Annotated in this window: 17 protein-coding genes; 12 read left to right on the plus strand and 5 right to left on the minus strand. The window is 47.6% G+C overall.

All coding sequences use genetic code 11. The annotated features are described in order from the left end of the window. The first annotated feature begins 305 nt into the window (after positions 1-305). From QT996_RS05855 to QT996_RS05865, 3 genes are all read left to right on the plus strand, one after another. Entirely contained in the window at positions 306-5,777 is a 5,472-nt protein-coding gene (locus tag QT996_RS05855; protein ID WP_333045208.1) for a WD40 domain-containing protein, read from the plus strand. 245 nt (positions 5,778-6,022) lie between these two features. Then, positions 6,023-6,829, plus strand: coding sequence for a TPM domain-containing protein (locus QT996_RS05860; protein WP_333045209.1), 807 nt, complete (start codon positions 6,023-6,025; stop codon positions 6,827-6,829). A gap of 108 nt (positions 6,830-6,937) precedes the next feature. After that, the gene (locus QT996_RS05865) at positions 6,938-7,561 is read left to right on the plus strand and encodes a precorrin-8X methylmutase (RefSeq protein WP_172191877.1); all 624 of its coding nucleotides are present in this window, start codon (positions 6,938-6,940) and stop codon (positions 7,559-7,561) included. Between the two features lie 118 nt (positions 7,562-7,679). Here the strand turns inward: QT996_RS05865 and QT996_RS05870 are convergent, their stop codons facing one another. Then, positions 7,680-8,318 (minus strand): response regulator transcription factor, encoded by a 639-nt coding sequence (locus QT996_RS05870; protein ID WP_333045211.1) that lies wholly within the window; start codon positions 8,316-8,318, stop codon positions 7,680-7,682. Between the two features lie 18 nt (positions 8,319-8,336). Further along, positions 8,337-9,533 (minus strand): sensor histidine kinase, encoded by a 1,197-nt coding sequence (locus QT996_RS05875; protein WP_333045212.1) that lies wholly within the window; start codon positions 9,531-9,533, stop codon positions 8,337-8,339. Positions 9,534-9,954: 421 nt separating this feature from the next. Between QT996_RS05875 and QT996_RS05880 the strand changes: the two genes are divergently transcribed. The 3 genes from QT996_RS05880 (at position 9,955) to QT996_RS05890 (ending at position 16,059) form a co-directional block, all read left to right on the plus strand. Next, complete coding sequence (locus QT996_RS05880) at positions 9,955-10,404, plus strand: hypothetical protein (protein WP_333045214.1); 450 nt, start codon at positions 9,955-9,957, stop codon at positions 10,402-10,404. A 299-nt stretch (positions 10,405-10,703) separates the two neighbouring features. Then, on the plus strand, positions 10,704-12,689 hold the full coding sequence (locus QT996_RS05885) for an efflux RND transporter periplasmic adaptor subunit (RefSeq protein ID WP_333045215.1): 1,986 nt from the start codon (positions 10,704-10,706) through the stop codon (positions 12,687-12,689). Positions 12,690-12,921: 232 nt separating this feature from the next. Further along, positions 12,922-16,059: an efflux RND transporter permease subunit gene (locus QT996_RS05890; protein WP_333045217.1), complete on the plus strand. Its 3,138-nt coding sequence runs from the start codon at positions 12,922-12,924 to the stop codon at positions 16,057-16,059. Between the two features lie 282 nt (positions 16,060-16,341). On the opposite strand, the gene QT996_RS05895 is transcribed toward QT996_RS05890, so the two are convergent. Next, positions 16,342-16,494: a hypothetical protein gene (locus tag QT996_RS05895; protein WP_333045218.1), complete on the minus strand. Its 153-nt coding sequence runs from the start codon at positions 16,492-16,494 to the stop codon at positions 16,342-16,344. On the opposite strand from QT996_RS05895, the gene QT996_RS05900 reads away from it, so the two are divergent. Then, positions 16,469-19,573, plus strand: coding sequence for an efflux RND transporter permease subunit (locus tag QT996_RS05900; RefSeq protein WP_333045219.1), 3,105 nt, complete (start codon positions 16,469-16,471; stop codon positions 19,571-19,573). The genes QT996_RS05895 and QT996_RS05900 overlap by 26 nt on opposite strands. A 94-nt stretch (positions 19,574-19,667) precedes the next feature. Here the strand turns inward: QT996_RS05900 and QT996_RS05905 are convergent, their stop codons facing one another. Continuing rightward, positions 19,668-20,270, minus strand: coding sequence for a phosphate ABC transporter permease (locus QT996_RS05905; RefSeq protein WP_333045221.1), 603 nt, complete (start codon positions 20,268-20,270; stop codon positions 19,668-19,670). On the opposite strand from QT996_RS05905, the gene QT996_RS05910 reads away from it, so the two are divergent. Next, positions 20,251-20,532: a hypothetical protein gene (locus tag QT996_RS05910; RefSeq protein ID WP_333045222.1), complete on the plus strand. Its 282-nt coding sequence runs from the start codon at positions 20,251-20,253 to the stop codon at positions 20,530-20,532. The two genes, QT996_RS05905 and QT996_RS05910, sit on opposite strands and share 20 nt — an antisense overlap. Here the strand turns inward: QT996_RS05910 and dapB are convergent. Further along, entirely contained in the window at positions 20,508-21,335 is an 828-nt protein-coding gene (dapB, locus tag QT996_RS05915) for a 4-hydroxy-tetrahydrodipicolinate reductase (protein WP_333045270.1), read from the minus strand. The genes QT996_RS05910 and dapB overlap by 25 nt on opposite strands. A gap of 302 nt (positions 21,336-21,637) precedes the next feature. Here dapB and QT996_RS05920 point away from each other — a divergent pair, with 302 nt between their 5' ends. From QT996_RS05920 to bchI, 4 genes are all read left to right on the plus strand, one after another. After that, positions 21,638-24,160, plus strand: a complete 2,523-nt coding sequence (locus QT996_RS05920; protein ID WP_333045223.1) for an EAL domain-containing protein — start codon at positions 21,638-21,640, stop codon at positions 24,158-24,160. A 116-nt stretch (positions 24,161-24,276) separates the two neighbouring features. Then, a complete protein-coding gene (locus QT996_RS05925; RefSeq protein WP_333045224.1) occupies positions 24,277-24,618 on the plus strand; it encodes a DUF6883 domain-containing protein in 342 nt (113 codons plus the stop codon). Between the two features lie 8 nt (positions 24,619-24,626). Further along, positions 24,627-24,932, plus strand: coding sequence for a DUF4926 domain-containing protein (locus tag QT996_RS05930; RefSeq protein ID WP_333045225.1), 306 nt, complete (start codon positions 24,627-24,629; stop codon positions 24,930-24,932). A gap of 126 nt (positions 24,933-25,058) precedes the next feature. After that, entirely contained in the window at positions 25,059-26,174 is a 1,116-nt protein-coding gene (bchI, locus tag QT996_RS05935; RefSeq protein WP_333045226.1) for a magnesium chelatase ATPase subunit I, read from the plus strand. Positions 26,175-26,238: the final 64 nt, after the last annotated feature.

The raw sequence follows: 26,238 nt of genomic DNA on the forward strand, positions 1-26,238 counted from the left end.
TCGGTATGCTCATGAACTTAGCGGTTGGCTATTTATGATCTGTAGTCCTTTATATATAGCTGAATCAAAAAATCTAAGATGACCTTAAATTTTTATTGGAAAGTCTAGCATTCTCTGAGATTGAGAGGTATGATATCTTTACATTGGCTCTAATAACTATGTAAGTATTGATAAGACAAGTACGGAAAACTACGTATTTATACAGAGATAAGGCGTCAGACCGAGACGGCTATGTCTAAGTAGATACGCTTTCAGTCACGATTGGCGAGAGTTAGGTAATTGATTTATGCAAAAGAGGTGCACGCATGACAGATCTAATTAAGGTACAAGAAACGGCTAACTACAACGAGCGATCGCTCAAAACTCTGGTCCGGTCAATCACAATGTCTCAACACCAATTCTCGCTAATTTTGGTGCGCTGCAACTACGAGCAGTTGCGCCAGCAAATAGCGCAGCGGCTGCGAGAAGTGTCCCCAGTTGCCATTCAAGATCTCGTCCTCCCAGCTTCAGTCAAAACCCTTTACACTACGCTGCAGGCAAGCACTTTCCAGGAGGGGTACTCGCCTGTGGTTTCTGCCTCGGCTTTGATGGTATTTGGTTTAGAAACAGTAGTAGCGATCGACGAATTGATGGCTTCTACCAATCAAGTGCGAGACGAATTTCGCAAAAATTTTTCCTGCCCAGTGATTTTGTGGGTAACAGATGACATCGTGACCAAAATGATTCGTCTGGCCCCGGATTTCAAAAGTTGGGCCGCCGCCACAATTAAATTTGAAATGGGCGTTGACGAATTAATTAATTTCCTCGCTAAGCGGGCCGATACTATATTTAAAATAGGCGAACTCAATCAAGAACTCGCCAGCAACGTCAGCACCATCGCTAATTGTGAGACCTGCGAAACCCCGTGCGAAAAACGCGGCCTGGAGCGCGAAATCAGCCCTGGAGAACGCTTTCTAACTTTTAACTCAGGGCCCCAAAACCGACGACAATCAGATGTCCACTCCTATTCGCCATTGAGTCCGGGCAATACCTTCGATTTGGCGATCGGCTCTTTGCCACGCCGAGAATTAGAATTAGCTTTAAGAGATTTACAAAATCGCGGTCAAGAATTAGAACCCGCCCTCAAAGCCAGCCTGCAATTCGTTCTCGGTCGAGATTACTATGTCAGCGACCAAACCGAAACTGCCTTAATTCACTACCAAGAAAGCTTAGTATTTTGGCAGCATCAAACTGGCAATTGGGAACTCGCAAACTGGGAAAATTCCGAAAACCCAGAAACCCTCTCCTGCTCATTGTCGAATCCTGTCCCCAACATCCTATTTTTAGAGAGAGAAGGGATAGTGCTATTTCACATAGCCCTGTGTCACCGCTTGCAAGCAGCGAGAAATCCGGTAGCCAACCGCCAGCACTGGGAACAAGCTTGGATTAGCCTGGAACAATCTAGAAACGCTTTCTCCCTTGCCTCACGCCCCGAGTTGGTAGCTGAGGTGACAGCCCACCTCGGAGAAGTGCTGCAGCGCCTGAAAGCGTGGGGAGAGTTGCAAGCATTAGCGGAAAATTCTTTGCAGTTGCACTTCACTTACGGTACCCCCAGCCAACTAGCTCAAGATTACGGCTTTTTGGCTGAAGTTGCCCTGCAACAGTCGAGGTGGAGTCAAGCCCGCCAGCTAGCCGAGTTGGCTTTGGCGATTTTGGATCAAACGCCTAATGATTTGAGATTGCTGATTGAAGATTTGAGATTGGGGTTTGAGGGAAATTATCCAGAATTTGTGGGCCCTAACGAGTTAAGTAACGAACCCAAATCTAAAATCCAACATCCTAAATCCGACAGGAGTTGGTATCTTTTACTTTTAGCCAGAAGTTTGCGGCAGCTAGGCCAGTGGGAAGCAGCGGTTCATTCTTTGGAGTTGGCTCAATCTCAAAGCGAGCCGAAGTACGACCCCCGACTTTACATCGATATTTTGACGGAACTGCAAGCGGTTTATTTCGAGCAGGGAGAGTATCTGAAAGCGTTTCGGATTAAAAAAACCCAGCGGTCGATCGAATATCAATACGGATTTAGAGCTTTTATCGGAGCCAGCCAATTGCAGCAGCAGCGACAAGCCGTCAATCCTTCGGGTCCCTCAGCTCAAAACCAAGCTGCCATCGCAGCGTCCATGACAGCTTACTCGCGCCAAACAGATATCAATAGCTTGCTAGAAAGAATTAGCAGGGACGACCATAAATTAACTATTATTCATGGGCCCAGTGGAGTCGGGAAAAGTTCTCTAGTCAATGCCGGCTTAGTACCAGCTTTGAAAAATATTACTCCGGGCGCGCGCGATACATTGCCCGTAGTAGTCAAAGTTTACACCGACTGGCTGGTGGAGTTAGAAAATGCTTTGAACAGCGCACTGTACGACAAACAAGCCGAAGAGGAAAGTAAATTAATCTCCAAAGGAGTACAGGAAATCCACAAAAAAAGTTGCTCGGTTATTCCTTCTCGCAGCTCGGAAGTCTCTTCTTTTATTATAGAGCAGTTGCGTGAAAATGCCACAAATAATTTGTTAACTGTGCTGATTTTCGATCAATTTGAAGAGTTTTTCTTTGTTTCGACTTCAGTGGCACAAAGACAACTTTTTTATAATTTTTTGCGTTTATTTTTGAATTTGCCTTATGTCAAGATAATTCTGTGCTTGCGCGAAGATTATTTGCACTACTTACTAGATTGCGATCGCTTCCCAAATCTTGACGCTATTAACAATAATATTCTCGACAAAAGTATCCGCTACCAACTGCGGAGTTTTTCTATGAAAGACGCGCGGGCTGTCATCGGACACTTAACAGAACGGGCGGAATTTTATTTAGAGCCGGCACTGATCGATGCCTTCGTAGAAGATTTAGCAGACGAACTGCAAGAAGTGCGACCAATTGAATTGCAGGTAGTAGGAGCGCAACTGCAAGAAGAAGGTATTACCAGTCTAGCACAATACCAGCAATTGGGTGACAATCCCAAAGCGGAATTAGTGAAAAGATCCCTCGAAGGAGTCATCTCTGACTGTGGCCTGGTTAACGAAGATGCAGCTTGGAAAATCTTGTTTTCCCTGACAGATGAAAGAGGTGTTCGTTTGATAAAAACCAAACACGAACTCTCGTTAGTTACAGGTCCGCAGCCAGCCGATGCCCGGGAAACCGAATTATCGGCGATCGGCAGAAACCGAATTTCCCTACAGCGACAGTTCGCAAAAGACCCTGAAAACCGACAAAATAAAACCGACAACCTCGACTTAATTTTAGACATTTTAGTTGGTCACGGTTTGCTATTTCTGCTACGGGAAGCGCCCGAAGACCGCTATCAATTGGTACACGACTATTTAGTGCGACCGATCCGGCAAAGATTCGGCTTAGAAGCCAGACTGCACAAAGCAGAAGCCGACAAAAAAATGAGTCAAGCACAGCTCTACCGAGCCAATACTTTTCTCAAACAACTGCTGGGAGTAGCAGTGATCGGCGTCATGTTGCTAACCAGTTCCACCATCGCCGCCGTAAACTTTTGGTGGCGGGCTGTGGGTCAAAAACAGCTAGCTGTCGCTCAAACTCAGCGAGCCGAAATCAGTACCCTGACAGCAGCTTCTGAAGCACTTTATTTCTCAAACAACAAATTTGACGCCATGATGGAAAGTTTGAGAGCTGGTAAAAAGTGGAAACAGATCGAACGCTCCCAACAAATGTATACTCTCAAAGACACCGAAATTCTGATTTCTGCTGCCCTCCAGCAGGCAGTTTATGGAGTCAAAGAACGCAACCGCTTGGAAGGACACGGCGATGTAGTTTGGGGTCTTAGTTTCAGTCCCGACGGCGAAACAATAGCTTCTTCCAGTGTAGATAAAACAGTCAAACTTTGGCGGCGCGACGGCAGTTTGTTGGCAACTTTCAAAGGTCATACTAACAGCGTCTCCTGTGTGGCGTTCAGTCCCGACAACAAAACCATAGCCTCGGCAAGTTTAGATAAAACTGTCAAAATTTGGCAAACAGACGGCAGTTTGCTGGCAACTTTCAAAGGGCATACTAATAGCGTTACCAGCGTTGCTTTTAGTTCTGACGGTCAAACGATCGCCAGTGGATCTACAGACAAAACTATCAAACTTTGGAAAACCGACGGCACGCTGTTGCGAACGATCGAACAATTTGCTCCCGTAAATTGGCTAAGCTTCAGCCACGACGGCAAAATAATTGCTGTGGCGAGCGATGACGGTACTGTGAAACTGTGGAGTTCTGACGGTAGGTTAATCGCTAATTTATGGCACAGCGAAAACAGACAACCATCAAAAATTTACACCGTCAGTTTCTCCCCCGATGGTGAAATGATCGCCAGTGCGGGTGAAGATAAAACGGTGAAAATCTGGAGCATCGCTGCACTAAAACACCCAGCAACAGAAAATTCAACACAAGCAAAAAAAGGTGAACTGCTAACAACTTTGCGGGGACACAGCAAGTGGGTATTTGGTGTCAGTTTCTCCCCCGACGGTCAAACACTTGCTTCTGGAAGTGCAGACGGGACTGTCAAACTCTGGAGTCTGGCCGGTGTTGGCGACAAACGCCCAACCGATGCTAGCAACATTAAACCAGAGAGTCGCTTACTGAGAACTTTTGAGGGACACGCCGATCGAGTTACTCAGGTGAGTTTTAGCCCGGAAGGCAAAACCTTGGCTTCGGCAAGTTTTGACAAAACTATCAGGCTGTGGCGACTCGATGACGTGCCGCTCAAAACCCTCGACGGACACCAAAACCGGGTGCAAGGCGTTACTTTTAGCCCCGACGGCCAAAGGCTGGCTTCTGCTTCTACGGACAAAACTATCAAACTCTGGAGTCGCACGGGAGTTTTGCTGGAAACCTTGGAAGGACACACTCAGAGAGTCGCCAGCGTCAGTTTCAGCCCCGACGGCCAGCTACTTGCTTCTGGGAGTTACGACAAAACGGTGAAGGTGTGGAGTTTGACAGAAGATGGCATGAATAATATTCTCCCTTGTCCTTCGGCTCCGCTATTCCCGTGTTCGCCTTCTGTGCTGTTCACTCTCGACGGTCACGCCGACAGCGTGATGAGCGTGAGTTTTAGCCCCGACGGCGAGATTCTGGCTTCGGCTAGCAAGGATAAGACTGTGAAACTCTGGACTAGAAACGGCAGGCTGATTAAGACTTTGACGGGACACAGAGGCTGGGTGACTGGGGTGACTTTCAGTCCCGACGGCTCGATGCTGGCTTCTGCAAGCGATGATGGTACTCTCAAACTCTGGAATCGGGACGGTCGTTTGCTAAGAACTTTTGAAGGAGCTCACAACAGTTTTGTGTTGGGGGTTGCTTTTAGCCCTGATGGCAAAATGCTGGCTTCGGCTGGTTACGACAATGCGGTGAAATTGTGGAAGGTAGATGGGACTTTGGTGGCGACGCTGCTGAAGGGTTCTAGCGACAGCGTGACTAGCGTGGGTTTTAGCCCGGATGGTTTGTTAGTTGCTTCGGGTAGTTACGATCATAAGGTGAAGCTTTGGAGTCGCAGCGGGACTTTGCTGAAAACTTTGACGGGTCACAAGGATAGCGTGATGAGCGTGAGTTTTAGCCCGGATGGGAAGGTTCTGGCTTCTGCTGGCCGGGATAATCGGGTGATTTTGTGGAATTTGGATCTTGACGATTTGCTGGTGAGGGGCTGTGACTGGGTGGGAGATTATCTGAGAACTAATCCTAATGTGAGCGATCGCGATCGGCGTCTCTGTGAGGGGGTTGGGGCAAAATCTCAATTGTAGTCTGAAGGAAGAAGGAAGAAGGAAGAGGGAAGAGGGAAGAGGGAAGAGGGAAGAGGGAAGAGGGAAGAGGGAAGAGGGAAGAGGGAAGAGGGAAGAGGGATTCCCAACTTTCCTTGCCCGAACCCTTCCGCTTCCCCTCCGCTTCCTGTAAAGTAAATAATTGTAAAGAAATATGAGTTTTCTCTTATCCTTTGGTTAAGACCGCCAGCTAGCATTCACAATTAAGACCCGGATTATAAGTTCCTATGTCACAGCTTTTCCCGCGAAAATTTCTAGCCTCTGTTGCCGCATTTTTTCTGGCTTTGTCCGTGTGGACGATCGCACCAGTAGCCCACGCTTTCAACAATCCCGATTTGTTGCCGTCAACTCAGACGCCGATCATTGATTTAGCTAAAGCCCTCACGGATATTGAAGAAGAGGGTTTGGCAAAAAATTTAAAGGCTTTTGAAGCCGAAACCGGCTGGAAACTGCGAGTCCTGACTCAGTACGATCGCACGCCCGGTTTGGCGGTCAAAAGTTATTGGGGGCTAGATAACAAGAGTGTGTTGCTAGTTGCTGACCCCCGAGGGGGAAATTTGCTCAATTTTAATGTGGGCGACTCGCTGTATCCGCTGCTGCCGCGCACTTTTTGGGTGGAACTGCAAACCCGCTATGGTAATCAATTTTTTGTGCGGGACAATGGGGAAGATCGAGCGATTATTGAATCTTTGGAGTCGATACAAGGCTGTTTGCGTCAGGGCGGATGCCGCGTGGTTCCCGGTTTGCCGAGGGAACAGTGGGTTCTGACGTTAATTACGTCGGTGCTTGGCGGCGTCATCTGCGGGTTTGCGGCTCAGCCTCGGAAGCCGGGACAGGTTGTGGCTTGGCAGTGGGCGCTGATTTTTTCGCCGCTGTGGGGCATTCTGTTTTTTGCTTTCGGACTGGGGCCGGTGGTGACTCGGACTTCTGACTGGTTGCCTGTGGTTCGGAATGTGGCCGGTTTTGCGATCGGAGTTTTGGTGGCATTCCTGACTCCGGTGTTGGGCAAATCTTCTTCGTCGTCGGAAACTTAGTTGTCAGTTGGCAGTTGACACGAAAGCAGATTTTACTCAACAGTCAACGAATGACTAAAAGCTGGTAAGCTGATACCTGACAACTCACAGGCGACAGCTATCCAACAAATGGAATGGCACGTAAGCGATGCCCAGAGTCTGGGATTAATCGATAACGAAATTGGCGACCACGGTTTTTCCGCGGCGGAGTACGAAATAGTCCGCCGCGTGATTTATGCGACTGCTGATTTTGAGTACAAGTCTTTAATTAGTTTTTCCGATCAGGCTTTGCAGGCTGGGGCGGCGGCTTTGGCTGCTCGGACTACGATCGTGGTAGATGTGCCGATGGTGCAGGTGGGCATTACGCCCCTAATCCAAAGTACGTTTGCGAATCCGGTTTACTGTTCGATGGAGGCTTTGACGCGCCCCCAAAAGGAAAGGACGCGGGCGGCTTGGGGGATTGAAACTTTGGCAAGACGCTATCCTGAAGGGATTTTTGTGGTGGGCCAGGCTCAAACTGCTTTGTCGGCGATCGTAGATTTGATTGAATCTGAGGAAATTCGACCGGCTTTGGTGATTGGGACGCCTTCTGGGTTTGTGGGGGTTGACGTGGCTAAGTCGCGGCTGCACGATTCGATGGTTCCTCACATTCGGATTGAGGGGCGCAAGGGCTCTGCGGTGGTGGCTGTGGCTATTGTTAACGGGTTGGTGGATCTGGCTTGGCAGGCTTACGGCCAAGAGGGCAATAGTTGATAATTTAGTTTGCTATTTGCGCGGATGGGTGGTTCTTTAAAATCGAGGTGTCAAAAAAAATGGCTGCATCTGTCTCTGAGCAAGCCTTTGATTGCCACTTTCAAGTCTCAACAAGTCCCTAATTGAAGAGTGAATGAGCTAATAGCGCGGCTTGAGTTCGATCGCGCAAATTCAAGCGGCTTAAAATATTCGTTACATAGTTCTTTACTGTATTTTCCGACAAAAATAAGGTTTGAGCAATCTCTCGATTGTTCGCGCCCGAAGCTATTAAACGCAACACTTCTAATTCTCTGGGCGTGAGTTGCTCTAATTCTGGCGGAGAAACAACCGTTGAATTAGTTACAGCAGGAGTCATCAGGGCTTTCTCAAACAATCCGGGACCGAGTTGCGTGTGTCCTTTATAAACAGCGCGAATCGCTAACGCAAGTTCGTCGGGTTCGGTATCTTTGAGCAGGTAGCCTTTTGCACCCAGCCGCATTGCTTGGCTGACATATTCATCATCATCAAATGTGGTTAAAACCAGCACTTTTGTATCGGGATAAGATTTGGATATCGCCCCGGTTGCTGCTACGCCATCCATCACGGGCATCCGAATATCCATCAGCACAATGTCGGGGTGTAGAATGGGGATTTGGGCGATCGCCTCCTGTCCGTTTTCAGCTTCACCAATTACCTGCATATCAGAATAGCATTCCAGCATACTCTTGATTCCCCGGCGAATAATATGCCGATCGTCCACTAGCAAAATCCGAATCATATAACAATCTTCCTTCTGCTATATGTTTTGAGAGGGCAAAGAAACCGAAATCCGACAACCGTTGCCAGGCTCGCTGTAAATCGCAAATAGACCGCTTAGCGCCGCCACTCGTTCTCGCATTCCTTGGAGTCCAAATCCAGTCGTATTTTGCGCTGGATCGAAGCCTTTGCCGTTGTCAGAAATCGACAAATAAATATGTCCTGCGTGTTGCTGCAACCCAACTGTCACCATCGTTCCATCAGCGTGTTTGTGAATATTTGTGAGCGATTCTTGCACAATTCTGTAAAGTGTTGTATTGATTTCCTGAGATAGCAGAACTGGTAAGCGAATCGAGTTGGAAACTTCGATCGCAGTCATGCGCTGAAAGTCTTGGAGAAGTTTGTTGATCGCACTTTCGAGTGACAATCCTTGCAAAGGATTCGATCGCAACACCGAAACAGATTTGCGAATTTCTAACAAAGCTTCCGATCCGAGTTGTTTCGCCTGTTTCAGAAACTCCAGCGCTTTCTCATCCTCGGATTTCCAGAACAATAGGGCATTATTAAGCTGAATGGTTTGAGCCGCGAGTGTGTGTCCGAGCCCGTCATGGATTTCACGAGCAATCCGATTGCGTTCCTGCAAAGTTGCCTGGTCTTCAATTCGCAGTGCATAATGGCGGAGTTGTTCGTGAGTTATGGCTAATTTATCGTGAGCGATTTCTAATTGCTCTCGGCTTTGGCGTTCTGCAATCAACGCATTAATTAATAATAAAGCGAACACTAATGTCAAGCCAAATAATAACACATTGCTAAATCGCCATTCCCAAACAGTTGCCCGAATTTTCTCAGGTAAAATTGGTTTTGATAACAACAGCGAACTATAGGAAAGCAGGGCTAAACCCAAGACAATCACTTGCCCCGGCTGGCAGAAAATCATACAACTACGCATTAGCAGCACGAGAAAAAGCAAAAAGCTCGATCGGCTCGATAACCCTTCCTCGACAATTGGCAACAAAATCAAGCCAAATTCTAGGGCTGTAAATAAAACTTTTCTACCTAACCGAACGGTTGGCAAACGCAACCCGATCGCGCCGAAAAGTGCGATCGCGCCAACCCGTAACAGCAGCGACCAGAGCGACTGAAACGGATGCAGCACTTCCATCAAGGCTGCCGTCGCCAGCAGCAGCCACTCCAAATAAAGCAATAAACGAAAGGACGGATAGGTCAAGCGAATCATAGAACTTTTCCCCATCAAAAGCTGGAGCGATTCAAGCAAGGTCGCTGACCTAATTGTAAAAGGTATCTTGGAGTCAAAAAACACGTTACCCCCTTATGTTCAGAAGGAAGTTCGGCAACGAAGCACGCGATCGGGATTTAACGCATGAATGTTGAGGGAATTGGTCATTGAGCAATTCTCCCACTCTTGCGCTCTCCCGCGCTCCCCTTTTGCCAGAACAGACAAGTTATGTGTAGCAGCTTAGCGAATTTGCCAAGGATCGCGCTAGAGCCTTTTCGGCTGATTTTGGCATTTGGGACTAGGAAAAAAGTCACAACCGCAAAGTGCTTTTTGACTGGTCAATTTAGGAGTCTTGGGTCATGCGCTGGCTGATTTTAGCCTATAAGATTTGGTGGTGAAGGTTAATTAGGCGCAGTGAATCATGAAAAGAACAACGATCGCACCAGCACTTGTCCTAGTCGGTGCACTTTTGGTAGGCGGTTTGTCTGCTTGTACGCAATCCAATGCCTCTGAAGCTACCCAACCTGACACGACGGCGGCCAATCCAGTAAGTTCCGACCAAGCGAAGGCGGATTCAGTTTCCTCCCAAGCGGCTCAACCTGTCGCGGCGACTGCAACTCCAAGTTCAGGGCAACCGAAAGCAACGGATGCAGAACGCGCACAGAAACGCGAGGAACTTCGCAAACAAGTCGAAGCGGTGTTGACGCCAGAGCAGGCACAACAGTTAGAAACTAAAGTCAAGGGAGGTGAAAGAATGCGGAAAGCTTTGTCCGAGCTAAATCTCACCGCCGAACAAAAGACAAAAATTAAACAAATTCTCAAGGCTGCTTATCCTCGGGGGCAAAAGCAGTCTCAAACAAGCTCGCAATAACGTTCTGATTGGGCAACTTGCAGGGCGAAACTGATACAGGACTTGCGGGGGTTCTCCGGCTTACTCCACAAGAAAAGTGATCTGTTGTAGAACAGGCAAGATGCCTGTTCTTGAGAATGATAAATGATACAAGATGTTAGTTACAACTGAGATGTTGCTCACCTTTTGCACCATTGTCAATAAGCCTTTTATGAACAGGAAAGATGCCTGTTCCACAAGAAAATTCATCTCCTGTAGAATAGACCGGAAAGCCTGTTTTTTAGAAGAGTGCAAGATGTTAGTTACAAAGGAGGTTTGTGATGATCGAGGAAATTATTAGTGAAAGTCGGAATGGAACTCGCCCTAAAGTTTCTGACGAAAATCTGAAGCTGAACGAGCAACCGACGCACAACGTAGAAATTGTTAGTGAAACTCCGAAAGACGCTCTCCCTGAAGTTTCTCAGGAAGCTCCAACATTGCCGGGGAGCGAACCGACGGAAAAGGTTCTAGCAAAACCACCGAAGACGGAAAAGGTGCTAGCGAAAGGGCGGATTGCGCTGTTTTTGCTGGGTTTGCTGCTGGTAGGTGGGTTGGGATTTTTGGTTTGGCAGCGATCGACCGCTCCTAAAGCGGAAAAACCGAGCCGCAGCGGCAGACTGCAAATAACTCCGGTGACAGTGGCAACAGTAACGAAAAAAACGGTTCCGATACAGTTGCAAGCGATCGGCAACGTGCAATCGAGTTCTACTGTCTCGGTGACACCACAAGCTAGCGGGCGGATTACAGGAGTTTATTTCAAGAAAGGGCAAGAAGTTAAGAAAGGACAACTGCTGTTTTCGATCGACGATCGCTCTCAAACTGCCTCGATCCAGCAAGCTCAAGGAATCGTAGCAAAAAGCCAAGCACAGGTGCAACAAGCCACAGCCAACCTTTCTAAAGATCAAGGAGTTGTCGAACAAGCCAGAGCAACCCTTGACAAAGACCGAGGAATTGTCGAGCAAGCCAAAGCGACCCTGGAAAAAGACCAAGGAATTGTCCAGCAAGCCAGAATGACTCTTGCTAAAGACAAAGGAGTCGTCGAACAAGCCAGAATGACCCTGGAAAAAGACCAAGGAGCAGTTAAGCAAGCGATCGCCACCTTGGCCAAAGATCAAGCTCAAGCACAATATGCTGCAGCCCAAAGTCAGCGGTATGCAGAGCTTTACAAACAAGGAGTAATCAGTCAAGATCAAGCCCAACAATACGCTACCAGCAGCCGAGCCGCTGCGGCAACGGTCGATCTGGACAAGCAAGCGATCGCCAATGCTGAGACGGCGGTGAAGAGCGATCGCATCGGGATCGCCAATGCTGAGGCAGTCGTCAGAGGTGATGAAGTGGCGATCGCCAATGCTGAGACGGCGGTCAAAAGCGATCTCGTGGGGATTGAGAATGCTCAGACGGCGGTGAAAAGCGATTTAGTGGGGATTGAGAATGCTCGGGCTGTCGTGGAGGGCGATCGGGCTGCGATCGAGGGTTCTCAAGCAGGGTTGAGTGCAGACGGCGGTGCCTTGAAAAATGCTCAGGTGCAATCATCCTATACCAAGGTCTATGCGCCGATCGACGGGCGTGCCGGAAATATTCTGGTGACAGTCGGCAATGTGGTGCAACCAAGCACCGACAAACCCTTGGTGACAATCTCCACAATTAATCCTATTCAAGTTGCCTTTTCGGTTCCTGAATCGAACCTCCCACAAATCCAAAAATACGCGGATAACGGCAAACTTAAAGTTGATGTCACCTTTGCCGGAAACAATCGTCCGATATCGGGAACCTTGTCATTTGTGAACAATACGGTTGACAATGCCACTGGGTCAATTCAACTGATTGGGGACTTTAATAACGCAGATGGCAAACTTTTCCCCGGTCAATTTGTTAACACCACTCTAACATTAAGTCAACAACCTAATGCGATTGTTGTTCCCTCACAAGCAGTACAGACAGGGCCGAACGGACAATTCGTGTTTGTCGCCCAAGAAGACGATACAGTGGAAAATGTGCCTGTAGTTGTCAGCAATACAATCAACGGCTTAACTGTCATCCAAAAAGGTCTGGATGCGGGTGATGAAGTTGTCACCGACGGACAAGCAAATCTGGTTGATGGTAGCAAGATTCGCATTAAAACCGCAGCGGATGCTAAAGATAATTCAGATAATACTAAAGGCAATAATAATTCAGACACATCTGGAGCCAAAGAAACAGGTATAAAATCTGGCGGCGACTCTAATTCATCGGGAAATAAGTCATGGAAATCGCGCAAGAATCCCTAGGGCGATCGATTTTATATTTGGATTATCGAAAGTTGTTTTGCAGACAGAAGTAATCTCAAACCCCTGCAATTGCTTCACTTCGTTTCGTTATTGCCCGATCGCGAAGTCGAAGGTTAAATAGTCAACCATCATTCAGTTTTGCGACTGACAGTCAACAGTCAACCGTCAACAGTCAACCGTCAACAGTCAACCGTCAACCGTCATTCCGGTAAAACCGGAATTGATATAACTAATGAATCTCTCAGAACCGTTTATTCGCCGTCCAATTATGACCACCTTGGTGATGGCGGCAATTCTGATTTTTGGTTGGATGAGTTATCGCTTACTGCCGATTAGCGATTTGCCAAACGTCGATTATCCCACAATTCAAGTCAGCGCTTCCCGGCCCGGCGCTAGCCCGGAAACGATGGCTGCATCGGTGGCGCGCCCGCTAGAAAAGCAATTTTCTAGCATTGCTGGACTCGATACGCTAACCTCAACGAGTACCAGCGGCAAAACTCAAATTACGCTTCAGTTCAATCTCAGCCACAGTATTGACGATGCGGCGCAAGATGTGGAATCGGCAATTTCCTCGGCCTCGGGCCAAATGCCCAACGATTTGCCAAATCCGCCGACTTACAGCAAAGTCAATCCCGCCGACGGGCCAATTCTTTACCTTTATCTCACTTCACCAACGCTTCCGCTTTCTGAGGTTGATAAATACGCACAAACCTATCTAGCGCAAAAGCTTTCGACAATCGCCGGTGTGGCGCAAGTGCAGATTTACGGTTCTCAAAAATATGCTGCTAGAATTCAACTCGATCCGCAACAGTTAGCAACACGGCAAATTGGCATCGATCAAGTGCAAACTGCGATCGAACAAGGAAACGTCAACTTACCCACAGGAAGCCTTTCCGGTAGCCATAAAAACTTTACTGTGCAAACAAACGGACAGCTTCAGGATGCAGCAGCCTTCCGCCGTTTAATTGTGACGTATAAAAATGGACAGCCTATTTATCTCGAACAATTAGGGCGAGTGGTTGACAGCGTAGAAAATACTCAACTTGCTAGTTGGTATAACAACGATCGCGCAATTATCCTCACGATTCAAAGACAGCCGGGCACGAATACTGTAGAAGTTGTAGAGACGATTCAAAAATTACTGCCCAACTTAAAAACTCAGATTCCGAGTTCGATCGATCTTGGGGTGATGTACGATGCGTCTCAATCGATTCGCGAGTCGGTGGATGATGTTCGGTTTACCCTCGTTTTGACGATCGCCCTAGTCATCTTAGTAATCTTCTTATTTTTACGCAATCTGTCTGCAACAGTCATTCCCAGTTTAGCGCTACCAGTTTCGCTGATCGCAACCTTTGGGGTGATGCACTTATTCAACTACTCGCTAGATAACTTGTCGATGATGGCACTGACGCTATCTGTCGGCTTTGTAGTTGATGATGCGATCGTCATGCTCGAAAACATCGTCCGCCACATAGAAGAAGGAGAAAGCCCGCGAGAAGCGGCGCTAAACGGATCTAGGGAAATCGGCTTTACGATTTTATCGATGACGCTTTCCTTGGTGGCAGTGTTTATTCCGATGTTATTTATGAGCGAGTTATTGGGGCGCTTGTTTCATGAATTTGCAGTGACGATTGCTGTTTCAATTTTGGTTTCAGGCTTTGTATCTTTGAGCCTGACACCGATGTTGTGCAGCCGTTTTTTGCGTCCCGTAAATCACGCCAATCAAAGCCGGCTTTATCGAGCTTCAGAGTATGTATTCGATCGCTTTTTAAGTTTATACGATTGGAGCCTCAAGAAAGTTTTAAAATATCACCGCACCACGATGATTTTGTCCTTCGCAATGGTGTTTGTCACAGTTGGACTGTTCGTGGTGGTTCCCAAAGGCTTTATTCCCAGTCAAGATACCGGACAAATCACGGGCATTACTCAAGCTGCACAAGATGCCTCTTTTGATGAATTAGTTCGCCACCAGCAAGCCGTTGTTAGCGCGATTCGGGAAGATCCGAATGTGGAAGCAGTCAACTCGAATATCGGGGCAGGAGCGAGTGCAAATGGCGGCGGGGCGGCAGTTGCCGGAAATTCGGGAAGCTTGTTTATTCGGCTGAAAGCGCGATCGCAGCGGCAGATGGGAGCCGATGAAATTGTGCAGAATTTGCGATCGCAACTAGCAGAGATTCCCGGCATTCAAGTCTTCTTGCAAAATCCTCCGGCAATCCCGCTGGGCACTCAACAAAGCACTGGATTGTATCAACTCGCGCTGCAAAGTTCTGATGTAATTCCGCTGCGGAAGTACGTTCCGCAACTGGTTGACAAAATGAAAGCAATGCCAGAAATTCAGGATGTTAACAGCGATTTGCAGATGACTTCTCAAATCAAAGTTGATATCGATCGCGACAAAGCCTCAGCATTAGGAATTACTGCCAGTCAAATTGAAAATACCCTGAGAAATGCCTATGGCGCTTACCAAGTTTCCACGATTTACGGTGCGAGCAACGAGTATCAAGTTATTTTGGAACTAGAACCAAAGTATCAAAAATATCCCAATGCTTTGATGCAGCTTTACATCGCTACAGCGGGCAGTAATTCGAGTGATGCTTCTGGCGGTCAAACACAAGTACCGCTAGCAACGTTTGCCAAAATCTCTCCGGGAATTGCACCGTTAATTGTCAACCACGTCGGGCGGATGAATGCTGCGACAATTTCCTACAACCTCGCTCCTGGGGTGGCGCTGGGATCGGCAAATAGTGCGATCGACAAAATCGTGAAATCGGTAATTCCTGACAGCATTTCTACCAATTATAAGGGCGCGAGCCAAGTATTTCAAAGTTCGCTGCCGAGTTTAGGGTTTCTGTTGGCCGTGGCAATTTTGGTAATCTATTTAATTCTCGGTATTTTGTACGAAGATTTCATCCATCCGATTACAATTCTGTCGGGATTGCCTTCGGCGGGATTTGGCGCATTATTAACGCTGATGTTGTTTGGCGTTGAACTCAACGTTTATTCATTCATCGGCATCATCTTGCTGGTAGGGATTGTTAAGAAAAACGGCATTATGATGGTGGATTTTGCGATCGAAGCCCAGCGCAACGACGGCAAAAAACCAGCGGAAGCAATCTATCAAGCCTGCTTAGTGCGCTTTCGGCCGATTATGATGACCACAATGGCGGCCTTAATGGGAACATTGCCGATCGCCCTAGGAGTTGGTGCGGGTTCGGAATCTCGCCGCCCGTTAGGAATTGCCGTTGTCGGCGGACTTTTGTTTTCACAAGTTTTGACACTGTATCTCACGCCCGTATTTTACATCTACATGGAATCGTGGCGGAAAAAGCTCAATGAGGTGAATTTTCGGCAAGTTTTTTCATTTAAATGAGGATGGTAAAATAACCTTTATAAAATATTCGTAGGGTGCGTCGCCTGCGATAAATACCCAACTAAATATCGACAATCTAGCGGGCGACGCACCTGTCTCATCGTGAGTAATCGTAGGGTGCGTCGCCTGCGATCGATCCCCAACTAAAGAGACAAGATTGCATAAGTCTTTGAGTGATACATAAACCGCAGATGTCAAGCAGATAAACACAGATAAACGCAGATATTTTTAGGATAGTAAACCTGGTATAAGGTGCGTCGCCATAAGGTTATCGATATTTGGTTAAGTATTTTCTAGGGCGACACACCCTACAACTTCTTCCCTCTTCCTTCTTCCCTCTTCCTTCTTCCTTCTTCCTTCTTCCTTCATAATTATGAACCTTTCAGAAATCTTTATCCGCCGCCCCGTAATGACCGCACTGGTCACAATCGGCATCCTAATCTTCGGTTTAATGAGTTATTTTCTGCTACCAATTAGCGCCTTGCCTCACGTAGAATATCCCTTTGTAAGTGTCTCTGCTAGCTTACCCGGTGCAACCCCCGAAACAATGTCATCCTCAGTCGCCGCGCCGCTAGAAAGACAGTTCACTGAAATAGCTGGCCTCAATTCGTTTAACTCCACCAGTTCCACCGGTAGCGCGAACATTTCCCTACAATTCGACTTTAGCCGCAGTGTGAATTCTGCTGCTAAAGATGTACAAGCTGCGATCGCCGCCGCCGCAGGTTCATTGCCTTCGGGAATGCCCAAACCGCCAACCTACCGCAAAGTTAACCCTTCAGTTGCGCCGGTTCTATACCTTTATTTGTACTCAAAAACCCTGCCAATTGCAGAAGTGGATGAAGCCGCAGAAGTGACCATCGCACAACCCATCTCAGCGATCGACGGTGTGGCGCAAGTGCAGGTTTACGGGCAGAAACAATATGCAGTGCGGATTCAACTCGATCCGCGAGAATTGACCTCCAGGGGAATCGGATTAGATCAAGTTAGAACCGCAGTTACGCAAGGAAATGTAAACTTGCCAACCGGAAGCCTTTCTGGCGATAACAAAAGCTATTTAATTCAGGTAAACGGTCAATTGAACCGTGCAGCAGAATATCGCTCGCTGATCGTTGCTTACAAAAATGGCGCAGCAGTGAGGCTGCAAGATTTAGGAAACGTGATTGACGACGTGCAGAATAACAAAGTCTTGAATTTGTACACCGATAAAAATGTGACAAATCAACCTGCCATCTTGCTGGCAGTGCAGCCTCAACCCGATGGAAATACTGTCGAAATCGTCGATTCGATCGTGCAAATGTTACCCGCACTCAAACAACAAATTCCCCAATCGATCGAAATGGGAATTATGTACGATCGCTCTCAATCAATTCGGGCTTCTGTAGATGATGTGAAGTTCTCCTTAGTTTTGTCGGTGTGTCTGGTTGTCTTAGTAATTTTTCTATTTTTGCGGAACCTCACAGCGACGTTAATTCCGAGTTTAGCTTTGCCTGTGGCGATTATCGGTACGTTTGCGGTGATGTATCAGTTGGGATACTCGTTAGATAACTTGTCTCTGATGGCGCTGACGCTTTCAGTGGGGTTTGTGGTGGATGATGCGATCGTGGTTCTCGAAAATATTGTTCGCCACCAAGAAATGGGAGAAGCACCGCTAGAAGCAGCATTAAAAGGGTCAAAAGAAATTGGTTTTACCATTGTTTCAATGACGCTTTCATTGGTCGCCGTATTTATTCCCATCATGTTTATGGGCGGGTTAATCGGTCGGTTGTTCCACGAATTTGCTGTAACAATTTCTGTGGCAATTTTGGTATCGGGATTTGTTTCTCTGAGCCTGACGCCGATGTTGTGCAGTCGATTTCTCAAATCGTCCCACCAACACCAAAAAAACCGCTTCTACCACCTTTCAGAGCGGGGATTCGAGCTGTTGCTACAAGGATATGAATGGACGCTAAAGCCTGTTTTGAAATACCGTTTCATGACGCTGATTGGTTCTGTAATTCTGCTGGTGTTTACGGCTTATCTGTTCGTTCTGGTTCCGAAAGGCTTTATTCCGACTGAAGACACCGGACAACTGATGGCTAACACAAAAGGAGCGCAAGATATCTCCTTTGAAGATATGCTGCTTCACCAACAACAAATCGTTGATATCATTCGGAAAAATCCCAACATCGCAGCGTTAAACTCAACCGTAGGTGCGAGCGGTCCGAACGCATCTGCGAACAACGGACGCATTACCATTAGGCTCAAACCGCGATCGCAGCGCCGCCTCAGTGCCGACGAAATCATCCAACAACTCACTCCTAAATTGCGCGGAATTCCCGGCATTCAAGCTTTTTTACGCTCTCCTGCTGCGATTCCGATCGGCGGTCAACAAACAAATTCACAATATCAGTTTACGGTGCAAAGTTTAGACTTGCAAGCGCTGCGTCAAGCGGTGCCGGAATTGTTAGCTAAAGTCAAAACGCTACCGGGATTGCGCGGTGTGGATAGCGATTTGCAACTGAGCACGCCTCAGCTTCAAGTTAAAGTCGATCGCGACAAAGCCGCAACCGTCGGCGTTAGTGCTCAACAAGTGCAAAAAACCCTCAGCGCAGCTTACGCTTCAGGACAGGTTTCGACGATTTATACTCCGAACAATCAATTTACGGTTGTGTTAGAACTAAAGCCTGAGTTTCAGCGCGATCCGAGTGCTTTGTCGATGCTTTACGTGCGATCGAACACCGGACAAATGATATCGCTAAGTGCGATCGCAAATGTCACCCAAACAGTCGGGCCGCTAACCGTCAATCACCTAACGGGATTGCCCTCTGCTACAATCTCCTTTGACACTCTTCCAGGCACATCACTGAATCAAGCAACCGCAGCTATCGAGAAAGTTGCAAAGGATGTTTTGCCGCCGTCAGTGACAACAAGTTTCCAAGGTGCAGCACAGGTATTCAACCAATCTTTTAACGATTTAGGTTGGTTGTTGGTGGTTTCTATTGTGGTGATTTATTTAATTCTCGGCATTTTGTACGAGGATTTCATTCACCCGCTGACAATTTTGTCAGGTTTGCCGTCAGCCGGATTTGGTGCGCTGTTAACGCTGGTAATCTTTCAGGTTGAACTCAATCTCTATTCGTTTATCGGGATTATTCTGCTGGTGGGAATTGTCAAGAAAAACGGTATTATGCTGGTAGATTTTGCGATCGAGAAACAGCGCAAAGAAGGCAGAAGCGCGTTTGATGCCATTTACGAAGCCTGCATCGTCCGCTTCCGTCCGATTATGATGACGACGATGGCGGCTTTAATTGGAACTTTGCCGATCGCCCTGGGAGTTGGTAGCGGTTCCGAATCGCGCCGTCCGTTGGGAATTGCGATCGTCGGTGGATTGTTGTTTTCGCAAGTTTTAACCCTGTATCTTACTCCGGTATTTTACACTTATATGGAAGGGTGGCGCAAACGGCTAGGTCAACCAAAAATGAAGCTGTCTGAATTTTTCTGGCGTCCGAAAACTCGACCTTCGAGCCGAAATTAATACCAAATCCGCCTTGAAAACTTCTTTATTAGACGGGACGTTTTTAACCGCCGAGTACAATCTTTAACGTGGATTAGGGACTCTGTTTTATTAATTAATAATCAGCGGGCGATCGCCTTTTTACATCTCTGCTTTGATTAGTGCGATCGCGGTCTTTTTTCCTGCCTTTTTTAATTTGTTCGCTCATCTCGACAAACAAATCCCTACGCAGATAAGGATAGTCGCTCACCCACACGTCGCGGCTGGGAATGTAAATATCTGAAACTTTGGCAATCCGGCCCAAATCTTCTTGATTTGACATGATTAACATTAAAGCAGCTTGGCCGGGGGCAATTCCTTGGTGATCTTTCCGCAAGGGAGCTCGAAGTGTAGTGGTAAATCCGGTTTTGTCGCCAACTTCTAAATTAATTCGCGGTTCTAGGTTGTCAACAATTACGAGTTGTCCTTTTTGATTGACAGTTTCTTCTTGACTTGTGACTTCATCTGTGATGTAAATATCCAAAACTCGTCCTTGCCAAAAACCGCAGTATTGATATTTGCGGCATTCTGCATTCCGCAAACTCGCCCACAAAATCGGCCCCCACAGCCAGTACAAACCAGCTATCAATCCGGTGATTAAAACTAGCGGCCCGACATCGGAACCGACGAAGTTGTAGACTACCAGGACGAAAACTACGGTGACGGCAGAGATTAACATTCGCCTCAAAAAATCAGGCGGTTTGCCCCAGATATATTTGTATTGCGCTCCCGTGGCGACGGCGGGAATTAGTTCTTTAAAGGTTTCGCGGGTTAAGGGAATTAGCATAATTAGTCAGTTGGCAGTTGGCAGTTGGCAGTTAGCAGTTGGCAGTTGGCAGTTAGCAGTTGGCAGTTGGCAGTTGGCCGTAGTAACAAATTACCAATTACCAATTACCAATTACCAATTACCAATTACCTACAATATCTTTTCTAAGCCGTAAACGAGCGATCGCAGTTCAAGGACTTTGCGTATAGACAGCAACACTCCTGGCATATAACAAGCGCGATCGCTCGTATCATGTCGTAAAGTATAAACTTGACCAGCCCCACCAAAAATTACCTCTTGGTGGGCAATTAAACCGGGTAAACGGATGCTGTGAATCCGAATCCCTTCATCGGCGACTGAACCCCGAGCTCCGGCTAATTTTTCGGTTTCCTCAACTTCTGGCAGATTGAAAGTTTTTCCCATTTCTGCTAACATTTGGGCAGTTTGAATCGCCGTGCCGCTGGGAGCGTCGGCTTTTTGATTGTGGTGCAGCTCGATAATTTCTACGTGTTCAAAATACTGAGATGCCGTGACGGCGGCTTGTTGGAGCAAAACCATGCCGATCGAGAAATTGGGTATAATCAAACAGCCAGTGCTGGCTTTATCAGCGAATTCAGCTAAGTTTTCAATTTGCTTGCTGCTCAATCCGGTAGTGCCGACTACTGGGCGAATGCCGTAAGCTATGGCAGATCGCACGTTTTCATAAACAGACTTCGGGTGCGTAAAATCTACCATCACGCCTAACTGCTTTTCCTGAGCTGCTAATACCAGCATTCCTTGCAAGTCGTCAGTGATGGGAACTTCTAACGGGCCGCATCCGGCTAATTCCCCGGCATCGGCGTTGAGGCACTCAGGAGAGCGGTCTACAGCCCCAAATAAGGTCATGTCACTCGCATGGGCGATCGCCTTAATTACTTCGCGGCCCATTTTGCCTGCGGCACCGTTAACAATCACCGGAATCGGAAGTTGATTCGCCATAATCTCAAAAATATCCTGAAAGTTCGATCGACTAAATTTTAACGCTTGTGGGAATTTGGGGAAACAAGGAATTAAAGACAGAATTTGTCGGCCAATCTTCAAAAACCCGCTTCCCATCCGAGAAATACTTTGCCAAATCGAGTTATTAGCTTAAAGAAACTCGGTTGCGGCACAAGTTCTGAAAAAATTATATTCAATCTCATATTAAGCCCAATTCTGTAAGAACAGACTTGTGCAAAGCTAATTTGCACCGACATATTTTTTCTGTGATTGCCAACTTCTCTCGGAATCTTCGCTCTGTAATGTCTGTCGCAACTGGCTTCGACCTGAGTTCTCAAAACCGACGGGTCAGGATTTTGCCTGCAATGCTTGCGGGCGCGACTGTAATGCTGCTAAATATAGGAGTTCGGCAGTTGGGAGGCCTGCAGAGCTTGGAATTGGCGAGTTTTGACTCGTTAGTGCGCTTGCAGCCAGATTCCGGCCCCGATCCGCGGCTGCTGGTAGTGGCAATTTCTGAGGCCGATATTCAAGCTTTGGGGAGATTTCCGATTTCCGACAAGGCGATCGCTCAAACCTTGACAAAACTGCAAAAGTATCAGCCAAAAGTCATCGGTTTGGATTTGTACCGGGATTTGCCTCAACCACCGGGACACCAAGAATTGCTGGCCGGGCTGAAAGCAGCGAATGTGGTGGCGATCGCCAAATTGAGCGATTCAGAAAGTCCAGGAGTGCCGGCACCTCCGGGGATACCGCCCAATCGGGTTGGTTTTAACGACTTCGTGCTCGATGCTGACGGCGTTGTGCGCCGCAATTTACTTTTCGTCTCCCAAGCAGAGAAGAATACTGCTTTCTCGTTTTCTATGCAAGTGGCTTTGTTGTATCTCAAAGACAGACTGCTGCCAAAAAATAGCCCTATTAATCCCAAGCAAATCAACTGGGGCAAAGCAGAATTTGTGCCTTTAACTTCTGACAGCGGTGGCTATGCAAATATTGACGCCAGAGGCTACCAAATTCTGCTCAAATACCGTTCTTGCAAGCAGGTGGCGCGACAAGTCAGTATCAGGCAGGTGTTGAACGGAGAAGTTGACCCGAGTTGGATAAGGGACAAGATTGTGTTGATCGGGACGACGGCACCGAGTACCAGAGATTTGTTTTTGACGCCCTACAGCCCGGTTAAAAAGCAAAGTCCGAAAATGCCGGGGGTGCTGGTGCACGCGCAAATGCTCAGCCAAATATTGAGTGCGGTTTTGGATGGGCGATCGCTGTTTTGGGTGTGGCCAGAATGGGCGGAAATTTTGTGGAACAGTGCTTGGGCGATGGTTGGCGGGTTTGTGGCTTGGCGGATTCAGCACCCTGCGAGGGCGGGATTAGTTGGGGGTGTGGCGTTGATGGGTCTGTTGGGAATTAGTTTTGGGATTTTTACTGGGGGTGGGTGGGTGCCGCTGGTGTCGCCGGCTTTAGGTTTGGTGTTGACGGGTGGTGGCGTCAGCGCTTACAGGAAGCTTTACGATGCTTTTCACGATTCTCTGACGGGTTTGCCCAACCGGGATTTGTTCGTGGATTGTCTGGGGCGGGCGATCGCCAATACTAGGGGCCGCCGCAGCTATCTGTTTGCGGTGCTGTTTTTGGATTTAGACAGGTTTAAGGTGATTAATGATTCTTTGGGTCATTTGGCGGGGGACGAACTGCTGATGTCGGTGGTGCAGCGGTTGAGGGCAAGTATTGGTCGCGCGGATACTGTGGCGCGGGTGGGGGGTGACGATTTTGCGATTTTGGTGAGGAATGTTGATGTTGGCAGTGCGGTGGATTTGGCCGATCGCATTCACCAAGCTTTAATTGTGCCTTTTGAGTTGAAGGGGCAGGAGGTATTTGTGACGGCAAGCATCGGGATTGCCATCGGGGGCGAACCCGCTGCTACTGTGAGGGAACAGCCGGAACACTTGCTGCGGGACGCCCACACGGCGATGTACCGGGCGAAGGCTTTGGGAACGGGAAGGTATCAGGTGTTTAATGCTTCGATGCACGCTTTGGCGGTGGAGAGGTTGCAGTTGGAGACAGATTTGCGGATGGCCGTAAAGCGTGGGGAGTTTTTGCTGCACTACCAGCCGTTTGTATCTTTGGCAAGCGGGAGGATTATTGGGTTTGAGGCTTTGGTACGCTGGCAACACCCGCTGCGCGGTTTGATTTCGCCGATAAAGTTTATTCCGGTGGCTGAGGAAACGGGGGCAATTGTGCCGCTGGGCGAGTGGGTGCTGGAGGAGGCTTGCCGGCAGTTGCGGCTGTGGGAGGAAATGTTTGATTTCGATCGACCTTTGATTATGAGTGTAAATTTATCTGGGAAGCAGTTTGCTCAACCGGATTTGGTCGATCGCATTCAGATGATTTTGCAAACAACTGGTTTGAGTGCCGAGAGTTTGAAGTTGGAGATTACTGAGAGTGTGGTGATGGAGGATGTGGAGTCGGCGATCGGGGTTTTGAAGCAGATGAAAGCGTTAAATGTGAATTTGGGAATTGATGATTTTGGCACGGGTTATTCGTCCTTGAGTTATTTGAGTCGGTTTCCTACGGATACTTTGAAGGTTGATAAGTCGTTTGTGGGGCGAATGGAGCTCGAAAGCGAGGGGGAGAATGTGGCGATCGTGCGGACGATTGTGGCGCTGGCTCATGCTTTGGGTATGGATGTGATTGCTGAGGGTGTGGAGACGGCGGCACAATTAGCTAGGTTGAGGTCGATCGGCTGTGAATACGGTCAGGGTTATTTTTTTGCTAAGCCGTTACCGAGCGAGGCTGCGACTGCTTTGATGGCTTCCGAGCCGCAGTGGTAGTTGTGGGTTATTAGTTATTAGTTATTGTACGTTAGAGCTAAAATTGAAAGTCGATCGGGTTCCCAAAACAGCTCTTTAATCTGTTGGATGCTAAAATTAGTGTTATGTAAACAAACATGAAGCTGAAAGAATTTGTCAGCCATCTCGTTATCGATCCTCGAAAATTAACAGAGTATGCTCTTAATTTAGATAATCCAGTCGGTAGCGATAAAGCTGTAATATTTCAGCGTCGTTTAGGATTTAGCCAAGAAAACTATGAATTGCTGTTAGCACAGATTTCAGCTAAAACTCTTGATTCTGAAGCAGTTTTAGGACTAAATGACAAACACGGACAGCGCCATACTGTAGACTTGGAAATTGTGGGCGCACAGGGACAGCAGGGGATTGTCCGTACAGGTTGGATCGTAGAACCGGGTAGTAATGGGGCGAGACTGGTAACGCTATTCGTTCGGAGGTAAGCACGATCGTGCCCGAATTATTTGATGTAGTCGAATTGTTAGTAACATTGCCTGAATATAATTTGCACCAGAATGTTAGAGGGGCAATTGTAGATTGTTATGATGATGAAAATTACGAGGTAGAATTTAGCGATAGCTCTGGCGAAACGATAGCTTTGTGTACTCTGTCTACCGAGCAGTTTTTAGTTGTTTGGAAGTCGAAAGAAAGGCGTTGGTTGTCTGTATCTGAGCTATTAGCTGCGATGGTTGAACGTTTGTCTGATGAACGTCAGCAACAAATTTTAGAGTTTGCGCGTTCTGTGTCTCAGAAATAGTCTGTTTTTGGCGACGTTTTGAGAGGAATCAGAGAAACTCTGTACTTGGATTTCAAGGCTGCAGATCGACTGTTGTCCGCTTGTATGTCACAATAAACAAGCAATTATTATATTTTGAGTTATCCTGTGAGTCCTACTGCCGAAGTCAGCAATACCCTAAATGCGGGCGCTCTACCAACCGTTACCGCTACCCCAGCGCGCCGCGCTGTTTTTCCCTTCACTGCGATTGTTGGCCAGGAGGAGATGAAACTGGCGCTGCTGTTGAATGTCATCGATCCCAAAATTGGCGGGGTGATGATTATGGGCGATCGAGGTACTGGTAAATCTACCACAATCCGCGCCCTCACTGATTTGCTGCCGGAAATTGAGGTGGTGGCTGACGATCCTTTCAACAGTCATCCCAGCGATCCAGATTTGATGAGTGATGAGGTGCGCGATCGCACTTTATCTCAAACTGACATTAAAATTGCGCGCAAGAAAGTTCAAATGGTAGACTTGCCTCTGGGCGCTACCGAAGACCGAGTTTGCGGTACGATCGACATCGAGAAAGCTTTGTCAGAAGGAGTTAAAGCTTTTGAACCAGGGCTTTTAGCTAAAGCTAACCGCGGCATTCTGTACGTTGATGAAGTCAATTTGCTCGACGATCATTTAGTCGATGTTTTGCTCGACTCGGCCGCCAGCGGTTGGAATACTGTTGAAAGAGAAGGCATTTCGATCCGCCACCCGGCTAAGTTTATTCTAATCGGTTCCGGTAATCCAGAAGAAGGAGAATTACGGCCGCAGTTGCTCGACAGATTCGGGATGCACGCAGAAATTCGGACTGTAAAAGACCCGAATTTAAGAGTGGAAATTGTCGAACAGCGATCGAGTTTTGACCAAAATCCGCCGGAGTTTCTCGCGAAATATCAGCACGAACAAGATGATATGCAGCAGAAGTTGGTGGAAGCTCAGGAAAGGTTGAAATCGGTAACTATCGATCGAGAGTTGCGGGTAAAAATCTCCCAAGTTTGCGCGGAATTGGACGTAGACGGGCTGCGGGGCGATTTGGTGACGAATCGGGCTGCGAAAGCTTTCACGGCTTTGGAATGCCGCACGGAGGTGACTGTGGACGATATTCGCCGGGTGATGACTCTGTGTTTGCGGCACCGATTGCGGAAAGACCCGCTAGAATCAATAGATTCGGGGTATAAAGTGACTAAAGTGTTCGATCGGGTATTCGGCCTAGAAACAACTGAGGGGTAATGGGTAATTGGTAATTGGAAATGGGTAATTGGTGGTGATGAAACCTTCCCAAATTTTCATACCT

It is taken from the genome of Microcoleus sp. S13C4, from assembly GCF_036700865.1.
Taxonomy (GTDB): domain Bacteria; phylum Cyanobacteriota; class Cyanobacteriia; order Cyanobacteriales; family Microcoleaceae; genus Microcoleus.